The following is a 23,693-nucleotide window of genomic DNA, read 5'->3' as shown; positions in this document are numbered from 1 at the left end:
AGAAGTTAGGTGACCAGTATTGATTATAGAAACGATATTTTGTAATATGATTGATCATGAATTTGGATCAATCGGCATGCTGGAATTCGAGCTTTTGCGTTCCTTTGTTGCCGTCGCGGATTGCGGCGGCTTCCACCGCGCCGCCGAACGGCTCAATCTGACGCAGTCGACCATCAGCCAGCAGGTCAAGCGATTGGAGCTTGAAACCAAACGTCCGCTGTTCCGGCGCACGACCCGCAGCGTCGCGCTGACCGACGATGGAGAGATGCTGCTGGGTGACGCCCGTCGTCTGTTGCAACTCGAGGAGGCGGCCCGCCATCGCCTGTCAGCGCCGCGCCTGTCAGGAGCCGTGCGTCTTGGAGTGGTCGAGGAAGTCGCCGGCGGCTCGCTGCCATCGGCGCTGGGACGCTTCGCCATGTTGCACGCGAGCGTGAAGCTCGAGGTGCAGATCGGCGTTAGTGCGGAATTGATCGAGCAGTTGAACAAGGGACGACTCGACGTCGTATTCGCTAAGCGTCCGCTCGGTACGTCGCGTGGGCGCCTGGTCTGGCGCGAACCCATGGTCTGGGCCGCCGCCGACGCGTTTGATCTGGTTCCGGGCGCGGTGCTGCCGCTGGCGCTCTATCGCGAGCGGTCAGTATCGCGTGAGGCAGCGCTCGCCGCGCTAAATGACAGCGAACTGACGTGGGAGATCATCTATACCAGCCCCAGCCTGACAGGTGTGCGCGCGGCGGCGCTCGCTGGTCTCGCCATCACGCCGCTTCCCGCGAGCGCGGTCATTGCAGGTTTGCGCATTCTGGGATCGCAAGAGGGGCTGCCGCGCCTTCCTGACCTTGAGTTCGCAATCTATGAGAAAGCCCGGCCCGAAAAGGCCGCGGCGGCGCTGGCCGCAGCGCTTCTGGCACTTGGGCAATCGCCAGCGCGCCCGACGATTTAGCGCCATATGTTCCGTTGCGGGTCCAAACCCCAGGGTACAGATTGGTTCATCTCGCAATGATGAGGATCCGTCAGGCGGTATTGAGCGCATCGGTCTCATGACGGCTCTGGGTCACAAGCAGTGATGCTCTGGCAGATCAGAATATCTCCGCTCGTCCCTCAGGAGCGAACATTGCCTTTATGAGCCCCTAGCCCGTATGAGTACACGCGCTAGCCCGTGAGTTGCCGAAGGCGCTGAAGTCACCCAATCTATGAGGTCGTGGGCACTGGCTCAGGATGTGAGTTCCAACTGTCCTTTTGAGGCGCCATAGCTAGCCCGGATCCGCGCTGGAGGTGTTCAGACACCGCGCGATGCAACGCGCAAGGCCGTTTTGGTCTTAACCGGGCCGGTCTCAAGTAAAAATCAAGCGCATCTCAAGGACAAATCGTCTCGCCAGCCCAGTCTCTGAGCATGCTCACGAGGACAAATGTCGGAGCCGGTGGCGCGACAGTCCGCTTGCGGAGCGCAGCAGTCATCAGACGCACAGCTAGGATCTTGGTCTGCGGCCGGAACTGCAAGGCCCAGCTTCGATAGGTGCTCGCATGAAAAGACGAGAGTTCATCTTTTTGATTGGTGGGGGGTTGGCCTGGCCTGCGATCGCACGGGCGCAGGGCGGAGCCAAGCTGCATCGAATCTTCTGGGTCTCGACTGAGTCCGAACCGGATCCCTTCCTGGACGGCTTTCGCGATGGAATGCGCGCCCTGGGATATGTCGAAGGCAAGACCGTAACCTTCGAGACGCATTATGCCCCTGGAAATCCGCAGGCACTGCGCAAGATCGTCTCCGAGTTGCAGCGAGGGGATGTCGACCTTGTGGTCTCGAGCGGTCCGGCGACACGCGGCATGACTGCAATCACCGACATCCCAGTGCTGTTTGCATTGAGCGGCGACCCCGTCGCTTTGGGTGTGGTGAAGAGCCTTGCTCACCCCGGCACCAATTTCACCGGCAGCACATTCCTGTCGCTCGAGCTGGCAGGAAAGCGCGTTGAGCTGCTCAAGGACATTTATCCAAAGCTGCGAAAGCTGGCGGTCTTCTCGAATACGGATCATCCGGGAGAGCCGCTGGAATGGCGTGCGACGTTGGAGTCGTGCCGAAACCTTGGGATAGAGGCAGCCTACGTTCCGTTCTGCGGCGCGCGCGAAATCGAGAATGGGTTGATGGCTGCCGGCAAGGTGGACGCGGATGCTCTCCTCGTGTTTCCCGATGCTGTGACGCTGGTGCATCGTGCGAAGATTGCGGAGCTTGCAATCGCGCACCGGCTGCCTTCGATGTTTGGCTGGTCTGAATATTGTGACGCTGGAGGTCTCTTGAGTTACGGCGCAAACCAGCGCACGACCTATTTTCGGCTTGCCACTTATGCCGATCGCATCCTGCGCGGTGAATATCCGTCAGATCTTCCGGTGATGCGTCCCGAGAAGTTTGAACTGGCAATCAATATGAAGACAGCCAGGCTTCTGGGTATCAAGCTGGATGTGTCGTCGATCCTGTTTCGCGCCAGCAAGGTGATCTCCTGAGAGTAGCTATGAAGGACGGTGCTGCGCAGCCCTCTTCGTGTACGATGCCTCCGCGTCGCTCGCTGTTCTGCAAGTACTTCGCGACGTTGTTTGTCGCTGCGGTCGTGCCTCTGATACTCGGCGCGGCCGTCGAGGCTTCTTTCGGTTACCGAGACCAGCGTCGCCAGATCAGCGCGGTGCTGCAGGCCGATGCTCGCGCGGCGTCCGACAGGATCGAGGCGTTCACCGATGGCATGCGAGATCAGCTGGGTTGGATGGTGCAGCTTCCCTGGTCTGCCGGAGACGATGCGCAACATAAGATCGATGCCTTGCGTCTCCTCCAGCAGGTGCCTGCAATCGCTTCGGTTTCGCTTCTGGATGAGACCGGCACCGAACGGGTCTTTGTTTCCAGGCTGCTTCTGAACAGGACCGGGCGCGGCATCGATATGTCCGCGGATCCCGCTGTTCTGGGCGCACGCGGCAACAAAGTCTGGTACGGACCGGTTCAGTACCAGCAAGATTCAGAGCCCTATATGAGGATCGCGGTTGCCGGGAGCCTGCCGGCCGCAGGGGTTGCGATCGCCGAGGTCAATCTGAAGCTGATCTGGGATGTCATCGCAGCCATTAGAATCGGCGAGACCGGCTACGCCATTGTCGTCGATGATTCCGGTCATCTGATCGCACATCCCGATATCAGCCGGGTTCTGCGCGGCCGCGCCAGCTCCGGCAGTTTTGGCCGGATCAAGCATCTCGTTGGCGCGGCGAGCGGAGCGGCGGTGATAACCGGGGAGCGAGGCAACCCGGTGGTGGCGCTATCCGTTCAGGCCGCCGATGTGGGATGGACGGTGATCGCGATGCAGCCAACCGCGGAAGCCTTTGCATCAATTCGGGCGGCCTTGTGGCGCTCGTCAATTCTCATTGCCTTTGGTGTTCTTGTCGCACTGGCGCTCGCCTATTGGCGCGCGCACAGAATGTCCGGTCCGATCAAGCAACTGGAAGAGGGCGTGGAGCGGATTAGAACCGGACAATTCGAGCATCGCATCAAAATCTTCAGCGGTGACGAGTTGCAGCAGCTGGCGTTGCGTTTCAATGAAATGGCTTCTGAACTGGCGATCTCGCAGCAGAAATCTGCGCGGATCGAACGGCTGAAGCAGTTCCTGCCATCACAGGTCGCCGAATTGGTCGAACATTCTCACGAACTGCTCGAAGGGCAGCGCCGTGAAGTGGCTGTCATTTTTGGCGACTTGCGCGGCTTCACGGCGTTCTCCACTCGCAATGAACCCGATGTCATCATGGCCGTCATGCGAGAGTACTACGAGGCCGTCGGCGCCGTGACGACTCGTCACGAGGCAACGCTCATCGGCTTTGATGGCGACGGAGTCATGCTGCTGGTCAATGCCCCGATCGCATGCGAACAGCCGGCAACTCAAGCGGTCCGCCTCGCGATCGACCTGCAAATGACGGTTCAGTCCCTTGCCGGCAAATGGTGTGACGCCGGCCACGCGATCGGCTTTGGTGTGGGCGTTGCCATGGGACCGGCAACGGTAGGAACGGTCGGTTACAACGGCCGGCTGGATTACACGGCGATGGGAGCCGTGGTGAATTTGGCGTCGCGGCTCTGTAATCTCGCAAAGGACGCGCAGATCCTGGCTGATCCCACGATCGCTGAAAGGGTAAGGGATAGCGTCCCGATGGCATCGCTCGGACAGCGGACCATCAAAGGCTACGACCAGGCTCTCGAGGTCTTTGCCGTCGCACCTGCTGACCTGCCGTTGAAACCGCCGGGCCCGGCACAACGCCGGCGAGAGAAAGAACCTCAGGACCACTGATACCCCGACCTCCGGACGGCTACCCCCGTGTCGCCAGCACCACCGCGGCCAGCGTAAACACCAGCCCCGCGATCTGCCCTGCCCCGAGCGGCTCGCCAAGCGCGACCGCCGAGGCCACGACGCCGATCACCGGCACCGCCATGGTGCCGATCGCGGCGACCGAGGCCGGCAGGCGCGCCAGTGCTGCGAACCAGCTGACATAGGCGATGCAGAACTGCCCGACGACCGAATAGACCAGCAGCCACCAGCCGAGCGGCGTCACATGCGACAAATGCGTCGTCTCGATCAGGAGGCCGACGATCGAGATCGGCAGGCAGCCGATCCCGATCTGCCAGGCTGCCGCCGCGAGCGGCGGCAGGTGAATCGGGTACTTCTTCGAGAGCACGGTGCCGAGGGCAAAGCCGAACGCGCCGACCAGCACCATGATGATGCCCGGCAGCTTCGAAGCGCTGGCGGCGATTCCGTTGCCGCCCATGATCGAGGCAAGCCCCGCGAACGCCAGCACCAGGGCGAGCGTACGCAAGACCGTCGGCCGCTCCCCGAGGACCGGCCAGGCGATGATCGAGGCCCAGACCGGCATCGTATAGGCGATCAGCGCCGCCTCGCTCGCCGGCAGCCAGAGCAGCGCAAGGCCCATCAGCACCATCCAGCCGGTGACGTTGAGCGCGGCCGCGGTGAGCAGGCGCGGCCAGATCGCGCCCTCCACGTACAGGCTTTGCCGCCGGATCACCGCAAGCAGCGCCAGCAGCAGCGCGCCGAGCACGCCGGTGACCCCGCGCAGTGTCAGAGGCGGCAGCTCGGCAAGTAGGAATTTCGTCACCGGCCAGTTGAAGCCCCAGCCGATCGAGGTGATCGCAAGGAACATCAGGCCGGCCGGGGCGATGCGCGGCCGCACGCCCGGCGTCGTCGAATCAAGCATGTCGGCTAGTCCGGCAAATCTGGCGGCCAGCTTGGCCCGGATTCGCGCGTCCCACCACCGCTTTGGCGGGCATGCCTGCCCTCACCGTCCGTAGGGCTACGTGAGTCCTGCTGACGCAATCCCATTGCTCAAAAATATACCTGCCCTGTGAACAGCGGGATGAAGGCCCCGCGTCATCACGGCATGCAAATTTTTTCAGTTGGGAATCCCTGAGGACTCACTGATACTTGGGTCCACGACAGGCGCGGCGAAGACCCCTGTTATCCCCCGCAATCCACCATATTTAGTATTTGATTCAGGAACTCGCACTAGTTCTTGACGGGCGCAACGGAGAGTCCTAGCTTTCGGTCCGTTCGGCGCGAGTGAGTTTGCGTCCCGCCGGCACTCCCCCAAAGGGTCTCGCAAATTTTAGCTCCGCCAGCCGGCCAAAGGCTGCGGATGAGGGCTTGTCTGCCCTCGGAATGAGAGGCTCTTCGGGGCGCCAGAACGGGCCGGCAACAGGCTCGGATGGCATCGATGACGAAGTGACGTTGTGGGGCGTTGAACGCATGTCGCGCACATCCCCTTGGGGGCGGATGGGCGTGGACATGCCGGCGGGATGATCGATGCGACGCATCGAGCTCGCGCCGGGAAAAAACAGGGCCGGATCCACCGGCTGAACTGCGGTGCTCCAAGGCCGAACGGCCGAAGGCGCCGCGAATGCAATGACGACCCGGCACGCCCTCAACGAGGGGCGGGACCGGTCAAAGAAAAGGACGGGGCAAGACCATGCGGATTGAGCGGCGCCACACCACTTCGGGACAGTCACCTTATGCGGGTATCGAATTCCGCCTGACCACGTCGGAGATTCGCAATCCCGACGGCTCGGTCGTGTTCAAGCTCGACAATGTCGAGGTGCCGACCGAGTGGTCGCAGGTCGCCTCCGACGTGCTGGCCCAGAAATATTTCCGCAAAGCCGGCGTTGCCGCGCGCCTGAAGAAGGTCGAGGAGGAATCGGTCCCCTCCTTCCTGTGGCGCTCCGTGCCCGACACCGACGCCCTCAATGCGCTGCCCGAGAAGGAGCGCTATGTCAGCGAGCTCTCGGCCAAGCAGGTGTTCGACCGCCTCGCCGGCTGCTGGACCTATTGGGGCTGGAAGGGCGGCTATTTCACCAGCGACGACGACGCCCAGGCCTTCTATGACGAGCTCCGCTACATGCTCGCCATGCAGATGGTCGCGCCGAACTCGCCGCAATGGTTCAACACCGGCCTGCACTGGGCCTATGGCATCGACGGCCCCGGCCAGGGCCATTATTACGTCGACCCCTTCACGGGCAAGCTGACCAAGTCCAAGTCGGCGTACGAGCATCCGCAGCCGCATGCCTGCTTCATCCAGGGCGTGGGCGACGACCTCGTCAACGAGGGCGGCATCATGGACCTCTGGGTCCGCGAAGCCCGCCTGTTCAAGTACGGCTCCGGCACCGGCTCCAACTTCTCGCGCCTGCGCGGCGAAGGCGAAAAGCTCTCCGGCGGCGGCCGCTCCTCCGGCCTGATGAGCTTCCTCAAGATCGGCGACCGCGCCGCCGGCGCGATCAAGTCGGGCGGCACCACGCGCCGCGCCGCCAAGATGGTCGTCGTCGACGTCGATCACCCCGACATCGAGACCTATATCGACTGGAAGGTGAAGGAGGAGCAAAAGGTCGCCGCCCTCGTCACGGGCTCGAAGATCAACCAGAAGCACTTGAAGGCCGTGCTGAAGGCCTGCGTCAACTGCGAAGGCTCGGGCGACGATTGCTTCGACCCCGAGAAGAACCCGGCGCTCCGCCGCGAGATCAAGCTCGCGCGCCGCAGCCTCGTGCCCGACAATTACATCAAGCGCGTCATCCAGTTCGCCAAGCAAGGCTACAAGGACATCCAGTTCGACACCTACGACACCGACTGGGATAGCGAAGCCTATCTCACCGTTTCGGGCCAGAACTCCAACAACTCGGTCTCGCTGAAGGACGACTTCCTGCGCGCGGTCGAGACCGACGGCGACTGGAATCTGAACGCCCGCACCTCGAAGAAGGTGACGAAGACGCTGAAGGCGCGCGACCTCTGGGAGAAGATCGGCTACGCCGCCTGGGCCTCGGCCGATCCGGGCCTGCACTTCAACACCACGATGAACGACTGGCACACCTGCAAGGCGTCCGGCGACATCCGCGCGTCCAATCCGTGCTCGGAATACATGTTCCTGGACGACACGGCGTGCAACCTCGCCTCGGCGAACCTGCTGACGTTCTACAACACCGACACCAAGCGCTTCGACGTCGAGGGCTACGAGCATCTCTGCCGGCTCTGGACCATCGTGCTGGAAATCTCCGTCATGATGGCGCAGTTCCCGTCGAAGGCGATCGCCGAGCTCTCCTATGAGTTCCGCACGCTCGGCCTCGGCTACGCCAATATCGGCGGCCTGCTGATGACCATGGGCCTGCCCTATGACAGCAAGGAAGGCCGCGCGCTCTGCGGCGCCCTCACCGCGGTCATGACCGGCATCACCTACAAGACCTCCGCGGAAATCGCTGCTGAACTGGGCACCTTCCCCGGCTACAAGAAGAACGCCGCGCACATGCTGCGCGTGATCCGCAACCACCGCCGCGCGGCGCATGGCCAGTCCAACGGCTATGAGGCGCTCAGCGTCAACCCGGTGCCGCTCGACCTCGTCTCCTGCCCGCAAGCCGACCTCGTCGGCCATGCCCAGGCAGCCTGGGATGCGGCGCTCGAGCTCGGCGAGAAGCACGGCTATCGCAATGCCCAGACCACGGTGATCGCGCCGACCGGCACGATCGGCCTTGTCATGGATTGCGACACTACCGGCATCGAGCCCGACTTCGCGCTGGTCAAGTTCAAGAAGCTCGCCGGCGGCGGCTACTTCAAGATCATCAACCGCGCCGTGCCGGCCGCGCTGCGCGCGCTCGGCTATCGCGAGAGCGAGATCGCCGAGATCGAGGCCTACGCCGTCGGCCACGGCTCGCTGGCGAACGCCCCCGGCATCAACGTCAGCACGCTGAAGGCCAAGGGTTTTACGGATGAAGCCATCGCCAAGGTCGAGAAGGCCCTGCCGACCGCCTTCGACATCAAGTTCGCCTTCAACAAGTGGACCTTTGGCGAGGACTTCATCCGCGACCAGCTCGGCATCGGCGCCGAGGCGATCGCAGCTCCCGGCTTCGACCTGCTCCAGGCCGTCGGCTTCACCAAGCGCGAGATCGAGGCCGCCAACGTCCACATCTGCGGCGCGATGACCGTGGAAGGTGCCCCGCACCTCAAGGCCGAGCACTATCCGGTGTTCGACTGCGCCAACCCCTGCGGCAAGATCGGCAAGCGTTATCTGTCGGTCGAGAGCCACATCCGCATGATGGCGGCGGCGCAGCCCTTCATCTCGGGCGCGATCTCCAAGACCATCAACATGCCGAACGACGCCACGGTGGAGGACTGCAAGTCCGCCTACATGCTGTCGTGGAAGCTCGCCTTGAAGGCCAACGCGCTCTATCGCGACGGCTCCAAGCTCTCCCAGCCGCTCAACTCGCAGCTCATCAGCGACGACGAGGATGAGGACGATGCGGTCGAGTTGCTGCACGAGAAGCCGATGGCGGCGCGTGCCACCCATGTGGCCGAAAAGGTCGTCGAGAAGCTGGTCGAGCGCATCGTCGTGATGCGCGAGCGCGAGAAGATGCCCGATCGCCGCAAGGGGTACACCCAGAAGGCGGTCGTCGGCGGACATAAGGTCTATCTCCGTACCGGCGAGTACGATGACGGCCGTCTCGGCGAGATCTTCATCGACATGCACAAGGAAGGCGCGGCGCTGCGCTCCTTCATCAACAACTTCGCCATCGCGGTGTCGCTCGGCCTGCAATACGGCGTGCCGCTCGACGAATATGTCGACGCCTTCACCTTCACCCGCTTCGAGCCGGCGGGCCCCGTGCAGGGCAACGACAGCATCAAGTACGCGACCTCGATCCTCGACTACGTGTTCCGCGAGCTCGCGGTGAGCTACCTGTCCCGCTTCGACCTCGCCCACGTCGATCCCAACGAGACGGGCTTTGACGCCCTCGGCAAGGGCGTCGAGGAAGGCAAGGAGCCGGACGAGGACGGCGGCCAGCACGCGACCAAGCTGGTCTCGCGCGGCCTCACCCGCTCGCGCACGGACAACCTCGTGGTGATGCGCGGCGGCTCGGCCGCGGTCAGCCAAGGCAACGACAGCGCGCCGTCAGGCGGCAGCCGGGTCACGGCGCTGGCCGCCCACGGCGTTAGCGCCCGCGTCGGCGACGCCATCGAAGGCGCCGTCGCCCTGAAGCAGGAAGCCCAGCACGATCTGTCGCCGACGGAGAAGCTCGAGCAACTGCAATGGAGCAAGGCCGGCACCGCCGCGACCGCAGCGCCTACCAAGGCCGAGCGTCGCGCGGAGGCGAAGGCGAAGGGCTACGAAGGCGAGATGTGCTCGGAGTGCGGCAACTTCACGCTGGTACGGAATGGGACGTGCATGAAGTGCGATACGTGCGGAAGCACGACGGGGTGTTCGTGAGGGGGTAAGAGCTAAATTGCTAGGCGCGGGCTTGCCCGAGCATATGCGAAGGGCGGCCGAAAGGCCGCCCTTTTGCTTTTTTGCCTAATGGCTTTTACACGTTGAAACTGCAGAGATACTATTTCATAAATTACGGTTGTAAGGGAGCTCGGGAGACGCCATGGACTGGGATGCACCAAAGGAAATTGCCACAAGCCTCTCTGCATCGGTCACAACACCATGAAGCTGTTCATAAGCTGGTCTCAGGACATAAGTCGCCAGATTGCTCAGGAGTTTCGAGAGTGGCTGCCACTCGTCAATCAGACGATTGATCCTTTTATGTCTGAGGAAGACACTGACAAGGGAGCACATTGGTCAGCCACAATTCGAAGAGAACTCGAACAGAGCGCATTCGGGATCGTCATTCTCACCCCCGAGAACATCGAATCTACATGGCTTCATTTCGAGGCAGGCGCGATTGCCAAATCAGTTGAAGAAGGCCGATTAGTGCCAATACTTTTCGGCTTGAAGCACTCTGACGTACAACAACCACTTTCAATGTTTCAGGCAGCGCTATACGAAAAAGACGACATCTTTCGAGTTGTAAAATCGATGAACGGGGCCACCGGTTCGAACGCCAGGGAAGAAAAGCACCTTTCCACAGTCTTTGATTCAGTCTGGTTCAAACTAGACAGTGCCATTCAGCCGAAGCTCCAGAAGCTGCGCAGCACTCCACCTCGACACGAGCAAAAACAGCTTGAGCATGATCGCATCCTTGAGGAACTACTTCTCCTTGGGCGCCAACAGAGCCGTCTACTGTCGAACCCCGCGGGATTGGTTGGAGAAGAAATATTGGCTCTACTTCTTCGATTAACACACGAACCCGACGGCACCGCACTGAGGCTTGTGCATAGAGAACGGGACTTGGTGCTAGCGCTATGCGGACGATGGGGGAAACTAGAGTACGAACTACATGGCTATCTGCATGTTCTCGATCCAAAGGAACGGCGCCAGGCGCGTGAAATGATCGAGCGCTTTTCCACCTATGTCAAAGAACTACAAGCCGTTTTGACAGGAACCGCCACGCCACAATCTATCGTACAAGCCTTCGGCTCTGGCGCTTCCAACATCGACAGGCAACCTTAGTGCGCCAGCGATCTCAAAATGTTCATTGCATCGCTAGAAGGCTGGAGTCGGCAAACATAATGGCATCAAATCTTGGATTGGATCAGCTCTATTGGATGACTTCCCACATTTATAGTGATCGTAGCTCGATGCGATCCAGAGAGGCTACGTTTGCGCATTTCGTGGAAGTCTGCGGAATGTTGACGACTTACGATCGGAAAAAGAAGCAGGAAAATTTCGACTTCGTTGATGCACTCTGCAAATCATTGGGTTGGTATTTCCCTCTCCTCGCCAAACTGAGGATACGAAGCGTTGAGGCGCTTGTGTTTCGTAAATTTCCTGGTGTTTGTCCTTATTGTCGCAAAGCGCCTCATGAGGACTTGATCTGCAAGCAAGTCAAAGGGACGGCCGCCACTGTAAATCACGACGATGTAGTCGGGCACTTCGATCGAGCATGGCCCGATAGGCCTAAAGAACTCGACGGGTGGCAATTGATGTTCAACAAGATATATCCACGTCAGGTCGGAGATGGTGGTCGGAGCAGCCTCGGGCTTTTGGAGGAACTCGGAGAGTTAGCCGAAGCGATTCGAGTCTTCGATGTACATCCTCGTTATTTTTTGGGAGAAGCCGCCGATATTTTTTCTTACATCATGGGCCTTGCCAATGAGCACAGTATACGGGAGGCGCAAGAAGGACGATCTTTTTCCTTTGGGAATGAATTTGTAGCACGCTATCCAGGCTTATGTACCCAGTGCGGGTCTCGCGTTTGCACCTGCCCGGCAATTCCTCAGGCTACGGTGGGGCGACTGGCCAAAGAATTGACGATCCGCCAAGAGGAGACGCTCTTTATTACAAACACCGAGCAGTTCACCTCTGACGGAGAAGCTGCCGCACACCTGGCCCTTGAAAGTGTCGGGGGCTACTTAGGACTTAGCAACAAGCTGCCATTTGATCGTGGCGGTGCCAACCATGCTCTGGTCATGATCTGTTTGAAAATTGCGGCGGCGGTCGAACAGGCAAAGCCAGAGGTGGCTGGCAACTTGCGGGCCGAAGCGCTCAGAATTCAAAGTTCCGAAAAGCCTGCTGGAGTACGCGCTTCTCCGCTCGACGTTAAAGGGCTCCTCAACGAGATCCAGTTAATCTGGAAGGAGCTCGATGAGCAATTCCGCAATGACATTAAGTCTTCTTCGGGTATCGCAGGCGATCTGGTTGGCGCACTTAATGCCGATGCTCCCGTACGCGTTCTTTTTGTGAGTTGCGACCCGGAAGGTACTGGCGCTCGCCTTAATCTTGATGCGGAGCAGCGAGCTATCAAGGAAGCACTGAAGCTATCGCCACACGGAGGAAAGATCACACTAGAGTTGCTTCCAAGCGCTACGACTGACGATCTCCGCCGGAGTCTTCTCGAAAACAGCTACGACATTGTTCATTTCTCGGGGCATGCAAACAGGAAGGCGCTCGTTTTCGCAGATAGCGAGAACAAGGCGGTGGAGGTTCCTATTTCGGCCGTCGCAGACCTAATCAAACGACATCCTTCCGTACGATGTGTGATTCTAAACGGGTGTGAGACCGTGAAGGGTATGGTTGCTTCGATCGCTGATTGGACAATAGGGATGGATAAGAAGATTTCCGAACCGGCTGCACTTCAGTTTTCCAAGGGCTTTTACGATGCAGTCGGCGCTGGAAAGTCGATTCGAGATGCCTATGACGAAGGCGTATCAGCTATGACGTTGGCATCTCATCGGGCTGACTATGTACGTATCTTAACGTCGTAGCCTTGAGTCAGAACTTCGATGACAGAGCGCTGAGTTCATTCGCTATCGACGCCCCGCCATATCTCTCTGGCTGCGGCTCCCGTTTGGTAGACGGAGTCAATCTGGTGCACTGTCGGTCTAATCTTGCTGCCATAATCGCAGGTTGGTTCCCGGCTTCTATGCTCATCAACGCTCACCGGCGAATTGCCTTTGCGATCGTCCCCTTCCCTCCTAAACTCCCCCTCACCGGCATGGGTTCCGACGGGCCCGGTAGCAGCGGAGTTAAATTTATGCCCAAACCGGAAAGCTTCCCGATCGAGAAGATCTTCGTTTCCACCAAGCAGAGGAAAGCCGTCAAGCCCGAGACCGTCGCTGAGATCGCGGAGAGTATTCTGGAGATCGGACAACAGGCCCCGATTTCCGTTCAGCGCGACGGAGACCGCCTCGTTCTGGTCGAGGGACTGCATCGGTTAGAGGCCTGCAAGGCGCTCGGCGAGACGACCATTCTCGGAGTCCTTGTTACAGCCGAGCTTGCTCAACACAAGCCGCAGCTCGCCGAACGACCCGAAGTCGAGGCCGAGCGCATCAAGATGGCGCGATTGAAGCAGTTGCGCCTCGAGAAGGAAGCGGCGGAGGCATCGATGGCGGCGTTGAGAAGCGTCAGCGCCACGCACGCACCGCGCAGCAATTCGGCGAAAGGTGTCCGCGACAATCCGAAGGCATCACCGGGCCGGATTGTGAAATCGAAACCGAAATCATTGTCGGACTGGATCACGCAGCAAAAGGGCAGCGGCGGCCGCTATTGATTGCCGACACCGTCATTCCGGGGCGCGCCCGCTTGGGCGCGAGCCCGGAATCCATCGGGCGGCACGACGCGTGGCACAATGGATTCCGGGCTCGCGCTTCGCGCGCCCCGGAATGACGGTGAGTTCTGCTGCGTTCCACCTCTTCGTGGCTTCCACCGCATGACGGCCGCAATCCTTACGATCGCAGCCATCTCTCCTCACCGATCAACCTGTCCGTCTCACGCCGCTTTCGCCTGCTCCGGCGAGGCCGTCTCCATCGCGCGCATGTAGAGGTCGAGCAGGCTTTCGCGTTCGTCGCGTTCGTTCTTGTCTTCCTTGCGCAGCTTGATGATCTCCTTGAGGATCTTCACGTCAAAACCCTCGCCCTTGGCTTCCGCGAAGACTTCCTTCTTCTGTTCGCTCAACTCCTGCATCTCGCTGTCGAGGTTCTCGATCCGCTCGACGAAGGAACGGATCTTGCCGCCGGGAATGGTGATATCGGACATGGTGCCTCTTTGCTGACTGAGGTCGTGAAAATGCCCGCAAAGAAATGACCAATGTGTTAACCGAGTTGCCGCACCCGATGCCGTATGGCGGCCTTCTAAGGCGGCGACACAGGCGGCCACCCCGCGGCTATCTGGATCGGCGACGTCTTGCCGTATGCCTCGACGATGCAGCGGCAAAATCTCACCACATGGCCGCCACGCAAGCGACAGCCCACAATCGCGATTTCAGCGCAAACGCGACGGAGGCTCGCGGCTTCATCGATATTCAGGAGCCATTTGCAATGTTGAGTGCGGTGGACAACAAGCCAAGGGGAAAATCCGGCCGGCGCGGCGGCAAGAAGAAATCAGGACATCGGACCGGGGCCGGCGAGCAACGCGCAAGTGCAGCGCATCAATTGCCGGATGCCTCGGCGCAGAACAGGCAAGAGACCGAGCAAAAGATCGAGCAAGGGACCGAGCAAGAGCCGAGCCGACCGATCAGTGCGGAGATACCTTCGGCTGCGGCCTTGCCGGACGAGGCTTCCGGGATGGAGCTAGCTGCAAGCCCGCCCGTCGCACCGGTCGAACCCTTCCAGGCCAGCACGCAAGCGATTGCCGACGCCTATAGCGACTACATCAGGATCTCGCTTGAGCAAGCCTGGAACTTCCTTGGAAAGCTCGCGACGGCGCGCTCACCCGTCGAGGCCTTTGAGCTTCAGATGGCGTACGCGAAAGAGGCGTGCGACTCGTTTGTCGCCGAATCCCAGAAGATCGCCGAGCTGCAAGAACAATTGACCAGAGAAAGGGTCATGCATCTTGAGGGGTTCGTGGCCAGGCTCACCCAGACCACGCTCGAAATCCGCGCGATACGTCACTAACGACGGTGCACATTGCGGCGCCGCGGGACGCAAGGTGGGTTAGCTGGCGGTTGCGCGAAGCGCGGTCCGCCGGCGTAACCCACCACCTCTCCGCCGCCGAGATCAAAGAGGTGGGTTGTGCTACTCGACCTGCGCTTTGCGCCGTCGCGGAGCTAACTCACCCTACGCGCCTGAGGACCGCCTGGAGTTCAGTACCCTGACTTCGTGCCGGTGGTCGACCCGGTGCCCGCGCCTGTGGTTTGACCTGTGGTTTGCCCTGTAGTTCGTCCTGGAGCGTAGCTCGACGCGCCGGGGCTGGTTCTCTTCGAGGACTTCGCGTGCTGCTTCTTCTTGTGTCCCGGAGCGTAGCTGGAAGCGCCCGGCTCGCCCTTCTTGCCCATTTGCTGCATCTCATGACCTGGCGTCTTGCTCGATACACCCTGAGCAAATACGGCTGGTGCGGTAGCCATGACAACGGCAGCCGAAAGCGCGATGATCATTGCTTTCATGTTGTCCTCCTCGAACAAGCCCCCTCGAAGGAAACGGAATGGACTAGCGCCCGTTCCCCTCAGCGAACGTTCATGGCGCCGCGGGGCTGGACGCCCCTGGGATCGTCATTCGTTGATGAGCTTCGATCCGCTCGGTTACCCTACGAAATGCACTTTGCGCAGTCGCGGCGACAACCCATCCTACGCGCTCACGCCGCCCGCTCCCTCGCCCGTCATAATTTCTCCTTTGCACACGCGTTGTGTCTGATAGCAGCGAGACCTATCCTTGATCGGACTGCCTCCCATTGACGCCCGACCGGATGGAGAGCGCATCGATGCCTGACACGAACGACCCCAAACCCGATACCGACAAGCTTGATGCAGCCAAGCCTGAAACCGCCAAGCCGGACGAGGCGCGCGCCGACGGTGGGCTGGCGCGGGCCTACGACAGGATCAAGAGCGCAGAGGAAGACCTGGCGCGGCTAGACCGCCTTGTTTCCGGAATGGAACGGAGCAGCGAAGCCCCGCGGACCTCGCACGCAAGCGCCGCCGCGACGGCAGCCGCCACCTCCGCAAACAAGGCGCCGACGCCGGATGCCAGGGTTCTAAACACCAAGCCTCGCGATCAGGGCCTGAGGGGAGACAGGGCCATGATGCGCGCTCTGGCCATTCTCGTGATGGCGATCGGCCTTCTCGGTGCCGCCGTCGCATCGCAATACAGCGACGAGGCGACATCGATCGGCAAGTCCATCATGGCGCGATGGGCTCCACCCGCGAGCGCACCCCCGCAAGCGACCGCCGCGGAAAATCCGGAGCAGCCGGCGACGGTGCTGCTGGCGGCCGCGGATGAGCCGACCCCAGTGCCGGCGCCGCCGGGGCCCAAGGACACCGAAAGCGCTCCGAAGCCTGCCGCCACGGCGGCCGAGCCGTCATCGTCCGAGCTCGCGCAATCGCTCAAGGCCATCACGAGCGAGCTTGCGAACATCAACGGCAAGCTCGAGCAGTTGAAGAGCCGCAGCGAGCAGACCCTGCGCGACCAGGCCGCCACCATCGAACAGCTCAAGGCCGCGCAGGAGAAGGACGCGGCGGACAATGCGCGCCTCGCCGCGCAGGTCCAGGCGTTGCAAACGCAACTGAGCGCGTCATCGGCGCCATCCGCCTCTGCACCTGCGAAGCCCGTCGCGCGCAGCGTGGTCAACAACGACACGGCTGCGCGTGCCCGGGCGCACCTACCAGACGCCGCGCCACGGCGGCCGAGGCCGCCGCCGCGAGGCCCCTGGATGCCGCCGCGCTATATGGCCGACCCTTATTATTACGGCGATCCGGATTGGTGAGCCCGTTTCGCGAAGGCGCGCGATTTGAAGAGCCTTAGGGTGGGTTAGCCTGCAACGGCGCGAAGCGCTGTCCGCTGGCGTAACCCGCCACTTTGATTTCAGCGGAGGCAGACGTGGTGGGTTACGCTGCGCGAGCTGCGCCTTGCGCAGTCGCGCAGCTAACCCACCCTACGCTCCCCTCAGCGTATCTCGCTCATCGTCACCTTGGCCGCGATCCCCGTCAGCTCGGGCTCTTGCGGCGCAAGCTCCTCATCGGAAGGGCCGACCGAGACTTCAGCCATTCTGCGTTTGACCTGTTCGCAGGTCTTGCGAACGTCTTCGGTGAACAGCGCGCATTCTTCGATACGTTTGAAGATCTTCCGTCCCTCTTCTCGGTAGCCTGCCGCCGTTTCTCGCATGAAGGCGATCGCATCATGAACCTGGGCCGTCAGCGCCTCGCATTTTTGCGCAGCGTCGATCAACTCGGTGCCCATGGCCTCGATCTCTTTTGCAGCGGACTCATAGTCGCGAATGACCGCTTCTGCACTGAGCGCACCGACCCGGGACACCCCCGCGGTGTGCTCGACGTAATCAGGCAGATTAATTGAAGTAATGGAGTTTCCCGACCGGATCGAAGTGATGTCCGCTTCGAGTTGGACCAAGTTCACTCCGTCCCGTCTGTGCAATTGTTCGACACTTGCCATGACTGTCCTCCCAATACGCGCCCAGAACCCCAAGCAGCATTGGGTTTATTACGGGGATAAATGCCGTTCTACCTCTATGTATTCTTGACAGTCTCCACTTTGCCACTTTTACCCAATCGCCAACTCTGCACGCAGAGACGGCGAGCCATCAAACTTCAATTTTTCCGTGCACCTGTTCGAACGCGCGAACCTGACAACGAGTTCGACCGGCACTGTCGTCAACCTCAACGTCCGGCGAACCGCCTGCGCAGCGGAAATCCGCATCGCGCCCGCCATTGGCGGGCACGATTATGTTCCGGGGGCGCGAAGGTCGTCGCCCTCGAAGGCATTCCCGACGGCGGCTGGCGCAGGCTCGCCCGGCTCTGCATCCGCCGCACGTTGGCGGCCGGCACCGCCCGCCGCGAAAATATCATGCACCAGCCCGAGCTTCCCCAGCCCCAGGATGATCAACCCGTTGATGTCCACCTCGTACCAGGCGTGCGAGATGTAGGCGTCGCGCGGAAAGCGGTGATGGTTGTTGTGCAGCCCTTCGCCAAAGGTGAGCAGCGTGGTCACCAGCTCGTTAGTGGTGCCGTCATGGGTCTCGAAGCGACGGTAGCCCCAGCGGCCGTCGCTGTGGCAGACCGAGTTCACTAGCGAGGTCGCCATGGTCATGAGGTAGCTGCGGAACAGGCCGGCGAACAGGATGCAGCCGATCATCGTGCGCGCGCCGCCGAAGGCATAGCCGATGGCGCCCGGAATGATCAGCGCCGAGAGCGCATACCAGTACCAGCGCGTCCTGGTGAAGAACATCGCGATCGGGTCGGCCAGGATGTCCTTGGCGTAGTAGCTGGCATCGGTGGTCTCGCGGTCCCACACCCAGCCGCCTTGCGCATGCGTCATGCCCTTGGCGAAACTGGTATAGGGATGGCCGCCGCCGTCGTAATAGGGGCTGTGCACGTCGCCGGGCCGGTCGGAGTGCAGATGGTGCCGCCGATGGTTGCTCACCCATTTCAGGATCGAGCCCTGCACCGCCATGGTCGCGAGCGCGGCGAAGATCGTCCGCATCACCGGACCGCAGCGGAAGCTGCGGTGCACGAAGTAGCGATGCATGAAGCCGATGCCGATCGTGGACATGATGAACGTGCCGGCGAACACCGAAACCTCGACCCAGCCGATGCCTTGCCAGAAGGCCCAGACCAGCGCCGCGACCGAGCCGCCGACCATGATGGCGAACGAGATGTAGGAATCGCGAAACTTGGCCTCGACCACCGGACCTTCGGTCAGCACGCCCGGCGGCATCTTCGGCTCCGCAAGCTGCTCGGATGCCACGCTCTCAACCACGCTCATTTCAGCCGATCCATTTACACTACACTTTTCTGCAGTGCAGCGTACAACCACTGGTTATCAGAGGCAAGGACCGGAGCGGCCGTAGGAGCACGGGCGGCGCAGCCCCGCCCCTTTCGCTTCTCTGCCGATAGAGAGTGGTGATCATGACGAGCAGGTGCACGTCGTGCCTCTGCTCAGCTCACCCACCCTCATGCGCCGATCAGTTTGGCGTCCGTCGGCCTTCACCACCAATACGGCCAGCGCCATCCCTCATAGCGCACATAGGACGGCACCAAGGGCGGTCCGTAGGGATCGACCCGGTCGTGCTCGGGGCGGTAACGATAGCGTGGCACGATGTTGTAATCCCAAGGCGTCGGCCTCAGCACCGGCGCCGTGATGACGAGCCGCTCTTGCGGCGCGCGAACGACGACGGCTCTCCGCGTCCGGGCTTCGGCGTCCGAGATTGCAAGGCTACTCAGAACCAGGGCGGTTCCGAGCGCGCAGGCGGCAGTCATCTTGGTCATGCGTTAGTCTCCTTCGCTTAAAGAGTGCAAAAGGATGCCAGCCGAGGCAAGCAAATTTCGCGCGAGGTGCGGACATAAGCGCTGTGCGCTTTGGCGCTCCGACCTCTCCCCGTCATTGCGAGGAGCACTTGCGACGAAGCAATCCAGAGTCCTTCCGCGGAGGGAGCCTGGATTGCTTCGCTCCGCTCGCAATGACGGCGAGTATGACGCAAGAGTGGTCTGGATGAGCAGCAGAAGTCCCGGACGTCGGCACCTGCCGCTCACTCACGCGCGCGGCGCAGGGCCTGATCCAGCTTGTGCCTCTGCTTGTCCCAGCGCTCCTGCTCGGCCTCGGCACGCGCCTCGAGCGCGGCCCGCTCGGCTTCGATCGCCCCGGCCTTCGCTTCGTGCTCGCGTCTTGCCTTGTCGAGTGCGGCTTCCGCCGCGGCAACCGCCTTGTCGCGCCGCGCACGCTCCTTGGCGCGAGCGGCCTCCTCCTTGGCACGCGCTGCCTCGCGCCGCCGCTCCTCCTTCTCGAAAGCTGCAGCGGCCTTGCGCGCGGCCGCAGCATCGATCTCGCGGGATGCATTCCGGGCCGTCCTGGCGGGACGCGTCTTCGACGTCGGCTTGCTCTTGGCCTTGCTCTTGGACTTGCGCTTGGGCTTGGCCTCGTCCTCGCCGAGATCTGTCGGCAGCTCAGCGCTCTCGGTGTACGGGCCGTTCGAACCCACCGGACGCCTCAGCACCACGCCCGGCTTCGCCATGGTTGCAGCGACGACATCAGGGTCGTCGGTCTCCCTGGCGACTCCCTGATGGAACAGATTGGAGCTGGCGCCCCAGGCAGCAAGCGCCGCCTTCATCGAGGGCGCGGCGATCGCCTGATCGTAGAAGCCGAGCGAGGTCTGGTAGGTCTTCAGCTTCTTTGGCATGTCGCTCCGATGTCGGCGCAGCCTTCCGCAGGCGATCGTAGCCCGGATGGAGCAAAGCGCAATCCGGGTGGCTCAGCACGCTCGGCCCGGATTAGGCTACGCACCTTCCAGCAACGCGTCATACCCTTGCGCGCTGAACGCCAACAGACAAAAACCGTGCCCGAACGGATCGGCCAGCATCGCGATCCGCCCATAGGGCGCATCGCTCGCCGGCACTTCCAGGATCGCCCCGGCAGCGAGCGCACGCGCGACGGCGGCGTCGACATCGTCGACGACGACGTCGATATGCATCGGCGTCCAGTGCCGCTCATAGCGGCGGCGGTCGCCGCCGGCGCCGATGGTGCCGGCCTGCTTGGTCAACAGATACACCGGCGCGGGCCAGCCGTTGAGCTCGACGAAGTCGGCGCCGAAGCGGCGGCCGACCGAGAGGCCAAAGGCTTCGGTGTAGAACGTCGTGGCTTTCGCCACGTCGGGAACGTCGATGTTGAGGAGAAAGCTCATGAGGGAACTCGTCGCAAGTTGCGAAGCGAGCGTAGCCCGGATGGAGCGCAAGCGTAATCCGGGATGGTGCCGCACCTGACGCCCCCGACCGCGTCCCACGATGTCATCATGCCATTGTTTTGCCCGACGGGTCAACTCTTGTTCGATTTTGCCGAAGTCAGGAAAACCCCGAGCAATTCCATGGGGATGGCTACTGTGCATGGGGTTGTTTTCGCAACACTTGCTTGAGTCGGCCCTCAATTGCGCTTCAGGCTAAGGATATAGGCCGATAGCACCTCGGCCTGCTCCGGCGAGATCACGAGATTCGGCATGGTCTGGTGACTGGTCCGCCAGAACACCTTGAGCGAGAGCGCGGTGGTGCCGTTGCGGTCGGCGATGGATTGGAAGCTCGGTGCCTCCTCGAAGAAGCCGGCCATGTGCGGCTCGATCGCGTGACACGACTGGCACCACGCCTGCGCCAGGCGATGACCTGCGGCGACCGCGCGCGAGCCGGGCCTCGGCGCCCCGGCAGCAGTGTGGACGAGGCTGAACAGGAACAGCACCGACAGCGCGATCAGGACGGCGATGCCGATGGAGATTCGAACATTGTGCGACATCGCTCGACCTCACGGCATTGAATCGTGGAGCAGCTTAGATGTGCACCACGACGCCAGCTTGATCTGCGTCAAGCCAGCTCGCAGCTCGCGTCCTCAGCACGTGACGAGATCGGTGTGGCCGAATCCCTTGGAATAATCGAGCAGCGAGATCACCGTCGGTGTGAGACGGATCAGCCGCACCTCGGATGGCTTCGGCATGGGGAGGCCGATGGCCTTCTGCTCGGGATAGCGCGCCATCAAAAGCGCGATCGCCTTCTCGGCCTCGGCTGGATCGGTCACGGCCACCGCCCGCGCCGCCATGGACAGGCCGGTGATCTCCATCACTTGCGCCGGATCGTCGTCGATCGCCAGCGACACGCGCTCGTCCCGCGAGATGTTCTGCGCCTTCTGGCTGTCGGGGCCGCAGAGGAAGTAGATGGTGAAACCTTCGTTGGCATAGCCGACAGTCGTCACTTGCGGCCAGCCATCGGCGCGAAGCGTCGCGATCCGCATCGTGCGGTGCTGGTCCAGCAAGGTCTGGATTTTTCGTCTGAGTGTGTCGTCCATCGCTGCCTCCGGCGGTCATTCCTGAAGACACGATACGCCCCCCGCGCGCAGTGCCGTTGATGCAGCTCAAACGCGCGCCGGCGACGTTGAAGTCGCCGGCAGGCACCGGTCCGTTATATCGCACCCGTAGGTCACGCTCGGCCCGCGCCGTGCGCAGCTTTTGCTTGCTTTCCCGGTTCGCGCCTCTACGGTCGCGCCGCGAACGAACGCGCGAGACAAGACCCGTCATGACCGACACGATGAAATGCCCGACCTGCAATTCCGAACACGCCTATCAGGACCGCGATCTCTGGGTCTGCCCGGAATGCGGCCATGAATGGAGCGGCGCGGCGGACGCGGCCGCGGACACGGCGCAGGATACGGGCGTGCGCGATGCCAACGGCAATTTGCTCGCCGACGGCGACAGCGTCATCGTGATCAAGGATCTCAAGATCAAGGGCTCGTCCTCGGTCGTCAAGGGCGGCACCAAGGTGCGCAACATCCGCCTGCAGGACGCCAGCGACGGCCACAACATCGCCTGCAAGATCGACGGCATCGGCGCGATGAATCTGAAGTCGGAGTTCGTGAAGAAGGCGTGAGGTCCGCTAGCTTTGCCGCTGCGCCAGGTAGAACCCGCTCAGCACCGTCACGAGGCCTGCCATCTGCAGCATCGTGGGCGGCTCGCCAAGCAGCAACCAGCCCGTGAGCAGCGTCAGCGCGGGCACGCAGGCCGGAAACACCGCGGCGCGGGCGACGCCGAGACGCTGGACCGAGACGGCGTAGAGATAGAGCGCGGCGGGGCCGGCAAGCACGCCCTGCGCCAGCGCCTGGATCGCGTTCTCGGTCATGCCGATCGACGCAATGTGGGCGAGGCCCACCGTGGCGACGTAGACCGGCACCAGCAGCAGCGACAGCACGTTGATCACGAGCGCAGCCGACACGGCCGAGACGCGCCATCGACGCAGCATCGCGCCGAAGCCGGCGAACATGAATCCGGCGAGCACGAAGATGAGATCGCCCTGAATGCCGTCGGCACCGATGTGGCCGATTGATTCCGCACCGATCACGCCGAGGCCTCCGACGATGACGAGCGCGCCAGTCAGGCGCGAGGCGGAGATCCGCTCCTTCAGCACGACCGCCGCGAGCAGGAGGCCGCCGAGCGTGGCGCAAGAGGGCTGGATCACACTGCCATGGCCGAGCGGGACGAACAGGAAGCCGATGTACGAGATCAGCGACATCACGGGACCACCGAGCACCATCAGCACGAGCCCCCTGCCCCAGCCGATGCCGCAGAGATCGGAGAGTCCGGCGCGCAACACCAGGGGCAGGAATGCGATCCCCGACCAGACATAGCGATGCACCAGCAGATCGACCGGCGTGAAGCCGGCCTTGAGGCCGTGCCGCGTGGCGGCAAAGCCGAGCGCCCAGAACAGCGCTGCGGCAAGGCCGCAGACCACGCCGAGCAGTGCCGGCGCGGTATCCTTCTTCTGAGCGTCGGCGCCGCTCGTCCGCTGATCCATGAATCACTCGATATGTCGGCGCGCTGAGCCGCTCAACCCACGCGGCTGCAGGGCTGTCACGCGAGGGCGATGCCGACTACGCGTGTTACAGCCCCTCATCGAAGACCATCCGCCATCCCTTGCGCGTATCCATGTATTCCCGCACTTGCCTGATCCGGTCGCCCACCACCTCGAACACGAAGCAATACTCGTTCTCGTACGGCTTGCCGCCGGGCAGCGTGGCGCGCATCCGCTCCTCCACGATCACGACATCGCCTTCGACATAGACGCCGCGGAACGTGATATCGATGCTCGAAAACAGCCTGTGCATTTCCTTGGCGATGAAGCGGGCGATCTGGTGCGCTCCCACCATGTGATCGGTATGATCGAGCGCGACGGCGGTGGCATTTCCCTTCGGCGCGATCCATTCGGCGTCTTCGGTGAAGAGTGCCGCGATGCGCTCGGGATCGCGTGACGAAAAGGTCTTCCAGGCGTTCAGTACGACGTCTCTCGGGCTGGTCACGATGGGGTCTCCGGCCGTGTTGCGATGAGAACCGCCTTCTAGGCCGCGGTGCGAGCCGCGGCT

Annotated in this window: 22 protein-coding genes; 10 read left to right on the top strand and 12 right to left on the bottom strand. The window is 62.0% G+C overall.

The genetic code is table 11. The annotated features are described in order from the left end of the window. Nucleotides 1-76 precede the first annotated feature (76 nt). The 3 genes from I6F28_RS16400 to I6F28_RS16390 all read left to right on the top strand — a co-directional run bounded on the left by I6F28_RS16400 (nt 77) and on the right by I6F28_RS16390 (nt 4,298). Nucleotides 77-937: a LysR substrate-binding domain-containing protein gene (locus tag I6F28_RS16400; RefSeq protein ID WP_036000125.1), complete on the top strand. Its 861-nt coding sequence runs from the start codon at nt 77-79 to the stop codon at nt 935-937. Nucleotides 938-1,518: 581 nt separating this feature from the next. Further along, nucleotides 1,519-2,490, top strand: coding sequence for an ABC transporter substrate-binding protein (locus I6F28_RS16395; RefSeq protein ID WP_036022868.1), 972 nt, complete (start codon nt 1,519-1,521; stop codon nt 2,488-2,490). Between the two features lie 8 nt (nt 2,491-2,498). After that, a complete protein-coding gene (locus I6F28_RS16390; RefSeq protein ID WP_225140334.1) occupies nt 2,499-4,298 on the top strand; it encodes a cache domain-containing protein in 1,800 nt (599 codons plus the stop codon). 19 nt (nt 4,299-4,317) lie between these two features. Here the strand turns inward: I6F28_RS16390 and I6F28_RS16385 are convergent, their stop codons facing one another. Continuing rightward, entirely contained in the window at nt 4,318-5,217 is a 900-nt protein-coding gene (locus I6F28_RS16385; RefSeq protein WP_109143925.1) for a DMT family transporter, read from the bottom strand. 768 nt (nt 5,218-5,985) lie between these two features. On the opposite strand from I6F28_RS16385, the gene I6F28_RS16380 reads away from it, so the two are divergent. The 4 genes from I6F28_RS16380 (at nt 5,986) to I6F28_RS16365 (ending at nt 13,420) form a co-directional block, all read left to right on the top strand. Continuing rightward, on the top strand, nt 5,986-9,756 hold the full coding sequence (locus tag I6F28_RS16380) for a vitamin B12-dependent ribonucleotide reductase (RefSeq protein WP_225140333.1): 3,771 nt from the start codon (nt 5,986-5,988) through the stop codon (nt 9,754-9,756). A gap of 219 nt (nt 9,757-9,975) precedes the next feature. Beyond that, complete coding sequence (locus tag I6F28_RS16375) at nt 9,976-10,881, top strand: toll/interleukin-1 receptor domain-containing protein (protein WP_225140332.1); 906 nt, start codon at nt 9,976-9,978, stop codon at nt 10,879-10,881. Nucleotides 10,882-11,057: 176 nt separating this feature from the next. Then, complete coding sequence (locus I6F28_RS16370) at nt 11,058-12,635, top strand: CHAT domain-containing protein (protein WP_225140331.1); 1,578 nt, start codon at nt 11,058-11,060, stop codon at nt 12,633-12,635. 269 nt (nt 12,636-12,904) lie between these two features. Beyond that, entirely contained in the window at nt 12,905-13,420 is a 516-nt protein-coding gene (locus I6F28_RS16365) for a ParB N-terminal domain-containing protein (RefSeq protein ID WP_225140364.1), read from the top strand. A gap of 218 nt (nt 13,421-13,638) precedes the next feature. Here I6F28_RS16365 and I6F28_RS16360 read toward each other — a convergent pair whose 3' ends face one another. Next, complete coding sequence (locus tag I6F28_RS16360) at nt 13,639-13,905, bottom strand: DUF2312 domain-containing protein (RefSeq protein WP_025575662.1); 267 nt, start codon at nt 13,903-13,905, stop codon at nt 13,639-13,641. A gap of 188 nt (nt 13,906-14,093) precedes the next feature. Between I6F28_RS16360 and I6F28_RS16355 the strand changes: the two genes are divergently transcribed. Continuing rightward, the gene (locus I6F28_RS16355) at nt 14,094-14,762 is read left to right on the top strand and encodes a phasin family protein (protein WP_225140330.1); all 669 of its coding nucleotides are present in this window, start codon (nt 14,094-14,096) and stop codon (nt 14,760-14,762) included. 188 nt (nt 14,763-14,950) lie between these two features. Here the strand turns inward: I6F28_RS16355 and I6F28_RS16350 are convergent, their stop codons facing one another. After that, nucleotides 14,951-15,250 (bottom strand): hypothetical protein, encoded by a 300-nt coding sequence (locus tag I6F28_RS16350; protein WP_128261897.1) that lies wholly within the window; start codon nt 15,248-15,250, stop codon nt 14,951-14,953. A gap of 314 nt (nt 15,251-15,564) precedes the next feature. Between I6F28_RS16350 and I6F28_RS16345 the strand changes: the two genes are divergently transcribed. Further along, entirely contained in the window at nt 15,565-16,563 is a 999-nt protein-coding gene (locus I6F28_RS16345) for a hypothetical protein (RefSeq protein ID WP_225140329.1), read from the top strand. A 179-nt stretch (nt 16,564-16,742) separates the two neighbouring features. On the opposite strand, the gene I6F28_RS16340 is transcribed toward I6F28_RS16345, so the two are convergent. The 7 genes from I6F28_RS16340 to I6F28_RS16310 all read right to left on the bottom strand — a co-directional run bounded on the left by I6F28_RS16340 (nt 16,743) and on the right by I6F28_RS16310 (nt 21,629). Further along, complete coding sequence (locus tag I6F28_RS16340) at nt 16,743-17,246, bottom strand: hypothetical protein (protein ID WP_036000202.1); 504 nt, start codon at nt 17,244-17,246, stop codon at nt 16,743-16,745. A 288-nt stretch (nt 17,247-17,534) separates the two neighbouring features. Continuing rightward, a complete protein-coding gene (locus tag I6F28_RS16335; protein WP_225140328.1) occupies nt 17,535-18,575 on the bottom strand; it encodes an acyl-CoA desaturase in 1,041 nt (346 codons plus the stop codon). A gap of 221 nt (nt 18,576-18,796) precedes the next feature. Further along, on the bottom strand, nt 18,797-19,078 hold the full coding sequence (locus I6F28_RS16330; RefSeq protein WP_225140327.1) for a hypothetical protein: 282 nt from the start codon (nt 19,076-19,078) through the stop codon (nt 18,797-18,799). A 260-nt stretch (nt 19,079-19,338) separates the two neighbouring features. After that, nucleotides 19,339-19,986 carry a cell envelope biogenesis protein TolA gene (locus tag I6F28_RS16325; protein WP_225140326.1) on the bottom strand — a complete coding sequence of 216 codons (648 nt, stop codon included), beginning with the start codon at nt 19,984-19,986 and terminating at the stop codon, nt 19,339-19,341. Between the two features lie 96 nt (nt 19,987-20,082). Further along, nucleotides 20,083-20,487: a VOC family protein gene (locus I6F28_RS16320; protein ID WP_057029035.1), complete on the bottom strand. Its 405-nt coding sequence runs from the start codon at nt 20,485-20,487 to the stop codon at nt 20,083-20,085. Between the two features lie 236 nt (nt 20,488-20,723). Beyond that, entirely contained in the window at nt 20,724-21,083 is a 360-nt protein-coding gene (locus I6F28_RS16315) for a c-type cytochrome (protein WP_225140325.1), read from the bottom strand. Nucleotides 21,084-21,176: 93 nt separating this feature from the next. Beyond that, nucleotides 21,177-21,629 carry a pyridoxamine 5'-phosphate oxidase family protein gene (locus I6F28_RS16310; RefSeq protein ID WP_225140324.1) on the bottom strand — a complete coding sequence of 151 codons (453 nt, stop codon included), beginning with the start codon at nt 21,627-21,629 and terminating at the stop codon, nt 21,177-21,179. 227 nt (nt 21,630-21,856) lie between these two features. Here I6F28_RS16310 and I6F28_RS16305 point away from each other — a divergent pair, with 227 nt between their 5' ends. Next, nucleotides 21,857-22,207: a zinc ribbon domain-containing protein YjdM gene (locus I6F28_RS16305; RefSeq protein ID WP_225140323.1), complete on the top strand. Its 351-nt coding sequence runs from the start codon at nt 21,857-21,859 to the stop codon at nt 22,205-22,207. Between the two features lie 6 nt (nt 22,208-22,213). On the opposite strand, the gene I6F28_RS16300 is transcribed toward I6F28_RS16305, so the two are convergent. Continuing rightward, nucleotides 22,214-23,128 (bottom strand): DMT family transporter, encoded by a 915-nt coding sequence (locus I6F28_RS16300; RefSeq protein WP_225140322.1) that lies wholly within the window; start codon nt 23,126-23,128, stop codon nt 22,214-22,216. Nucleotides 23,129-23,213: 85 nt separating this feature from the next. Next, on the bottom strand, nt 23,214-23,630 hold the full coding sequence (locus tag I6F28_RS16295) for a nuclear transport factor 2 family protein (protein ID WP_225140321.1): 417 nt from the start codon (nt 23,628-23,630) through the stop codon (nt 23,214-23,216). Between the last annotated feature and the right edge of the window lie 63 nt (nt 23,631-23,693).

The organism is Bradyrhizobium sp. NBAIM14, from assembly GCF_020193895.1.
Classification (GTDB): Bacteria; Pseudomonadota; Alphaproteobacteria; order Rhizobiales; family Xanthobacteraceae; genus Bradyrhizobium; species Bradyrhizobium yuanmingense.
Note: the sequence above shows the minus strand (reverse complement) of the source record. Positions and strands in the feature narration are given on the sequence as shown.

Bases quoted from the DNA above. Each gene is read 5' to 3' on its own strand.
- I6F28_RS16400 (WP_036000125.1), top strand. From the start codon at position 77: ATGCTGGAATTCGAGCTTTTGCGTTCCTTTGTTGCCGTCGCGGATTGC.
- I6F28_RS16395 (WP_036022868.1), top strand. From the start codon at position 1,519: ATGAAAAGACGAGAGTTCATCTTTTTGATTGGTGGGGGGTTGGCCTGG.
- I6F28_RS16390 (WP_225140334.1), top strand. From the start codon at position 2,499: ATGAAGGACGGTGCTGCGCAGCCCTCTTCGTGTACGATGCCTCCGCGT.
- I6F28_RS16385 (WP_109143925.1), bottom strand. From the start codon at position 5,217: ATGCTTGATTCGACGACGCCGGGCGTGCGGCCGCGCATCGCCCCGGCC.
- I6F28_RS16380 (WP_225140333.1), top strand. From the start codon at position 5,986: ATGCGGATTGAGCGGCGCCACACCACTTCGGGACAGTCACCTTATGCG.
- I6F28_RS16375 (WP_225140332.1), top strand. From the start codon at position 9,976: ATGAAGCTGTTCATAAGCTGGTCTCAGGACATAAGTCGCCAGATTGCT.
- I6F28_RS16370 (WP_225140331.1), top strand. From the start codon at position 11,058: ATGTTGACGACTTACGATCGGAAAAAGAAGCAGGAAAATTTCGACTTC.
- I6F28_RS16365 (WP_225140364.1), top strand. From the start codon at position 12,905: ATGCCCAAACCGGAAAGCTTCCCGATCGAGAAGATCTTCGTTTCCACC.
- I6F28_RS16360 (WP_025575662.1), bottom strand. From the start codon at position 13,905: ATGTCCGATATCACCATTCCCGGCGGCAAGATCCGTTCCTTCGTCGAG.
- I6F28_RS16355 (WP_225140330.1), top strand. From the start codon at position 14,094: ATGGCCGCCACGCAAGCGACAGCCCACAATCGCGATTTCAGCGCAAAC.
- I6F28_RS16350 (WP_128261897.1), bottom strand. From the start codon at position 15,250: ATGAAAGCAATGATCATCGCGCTTTCGGCTGCCGTTGTCATGGCTACC.
- I6F28_RS16345 (WP_225140329.1), top strand. From the start codon at position 15,565: ATGCCTGACACGAACGACCCCAAACCCGATACCGACAAGCTTGATGCA.
- I6F28_RS16340 (WP_036000202.1), bottom strand. From the start codon at position 17,246: ATGGCAAGTGTCGAACAATTGCACAGACGGGACGGAGTGAACTTGGTC.
- I6F28_RS16335 (WP_225140328.1), bottom strand. From the start codon at position 18,575: ATGAGCGTGGTTGAGAGCGTGGCATCCGAGCAGCTTGCGGAGCCGAAG.
- I6F28_RS16330 (WP_225140327.1), bottom strand. From the start codon at position 19,078: ATGACCAAGATGACTGCCGCCTGCGCGCTCGGAACCGCCCTGGTTCTG.
- I6F28_RS16325 (WP_225140326.1), bottom strand. From the start codon at position 19,986: ATGCCAAAGAAGCTGAAGACCTACCAGACCTCGCTCGGCTTCTACGAT.
- I6F28_RS16320 (WP_057029035.1), bottom strand. From the start codon at position 20,487: ATGAGCTTTCTCCTCAACATCGACGTTCCCGACGTGGCGAAAGCCACG.
- I6F28_RS16315 (WP_225140325.1), bottom strand. From the start codon at position 21,083: ATGTCGCACAATGTTCGAATCTCCATCGGCATCGCCGTCCTGATCGCG.
- I6F28_RS16310 (WP_225140324.1), bottom strand. From the start codon at position 21,629: ATGGACGACACACTCAGACGAAAAATCCAGACCTTGCTGGACCAGCAC.
- I6F28_RS16305 (WP_225140323.1), top strand. From the start codon at position 21,857: ATGACCGACACGATGAAATGCCCGACCTGCAATTCCGAACACGCCTAT.
- I6F28_RS16300 (WP_225140322.1), bottom strand. From the start codon at position 23,128: ATGGATCAGCGGACGAGCGGCGCCGACGCTCAGAAGAAGGATACCGCG.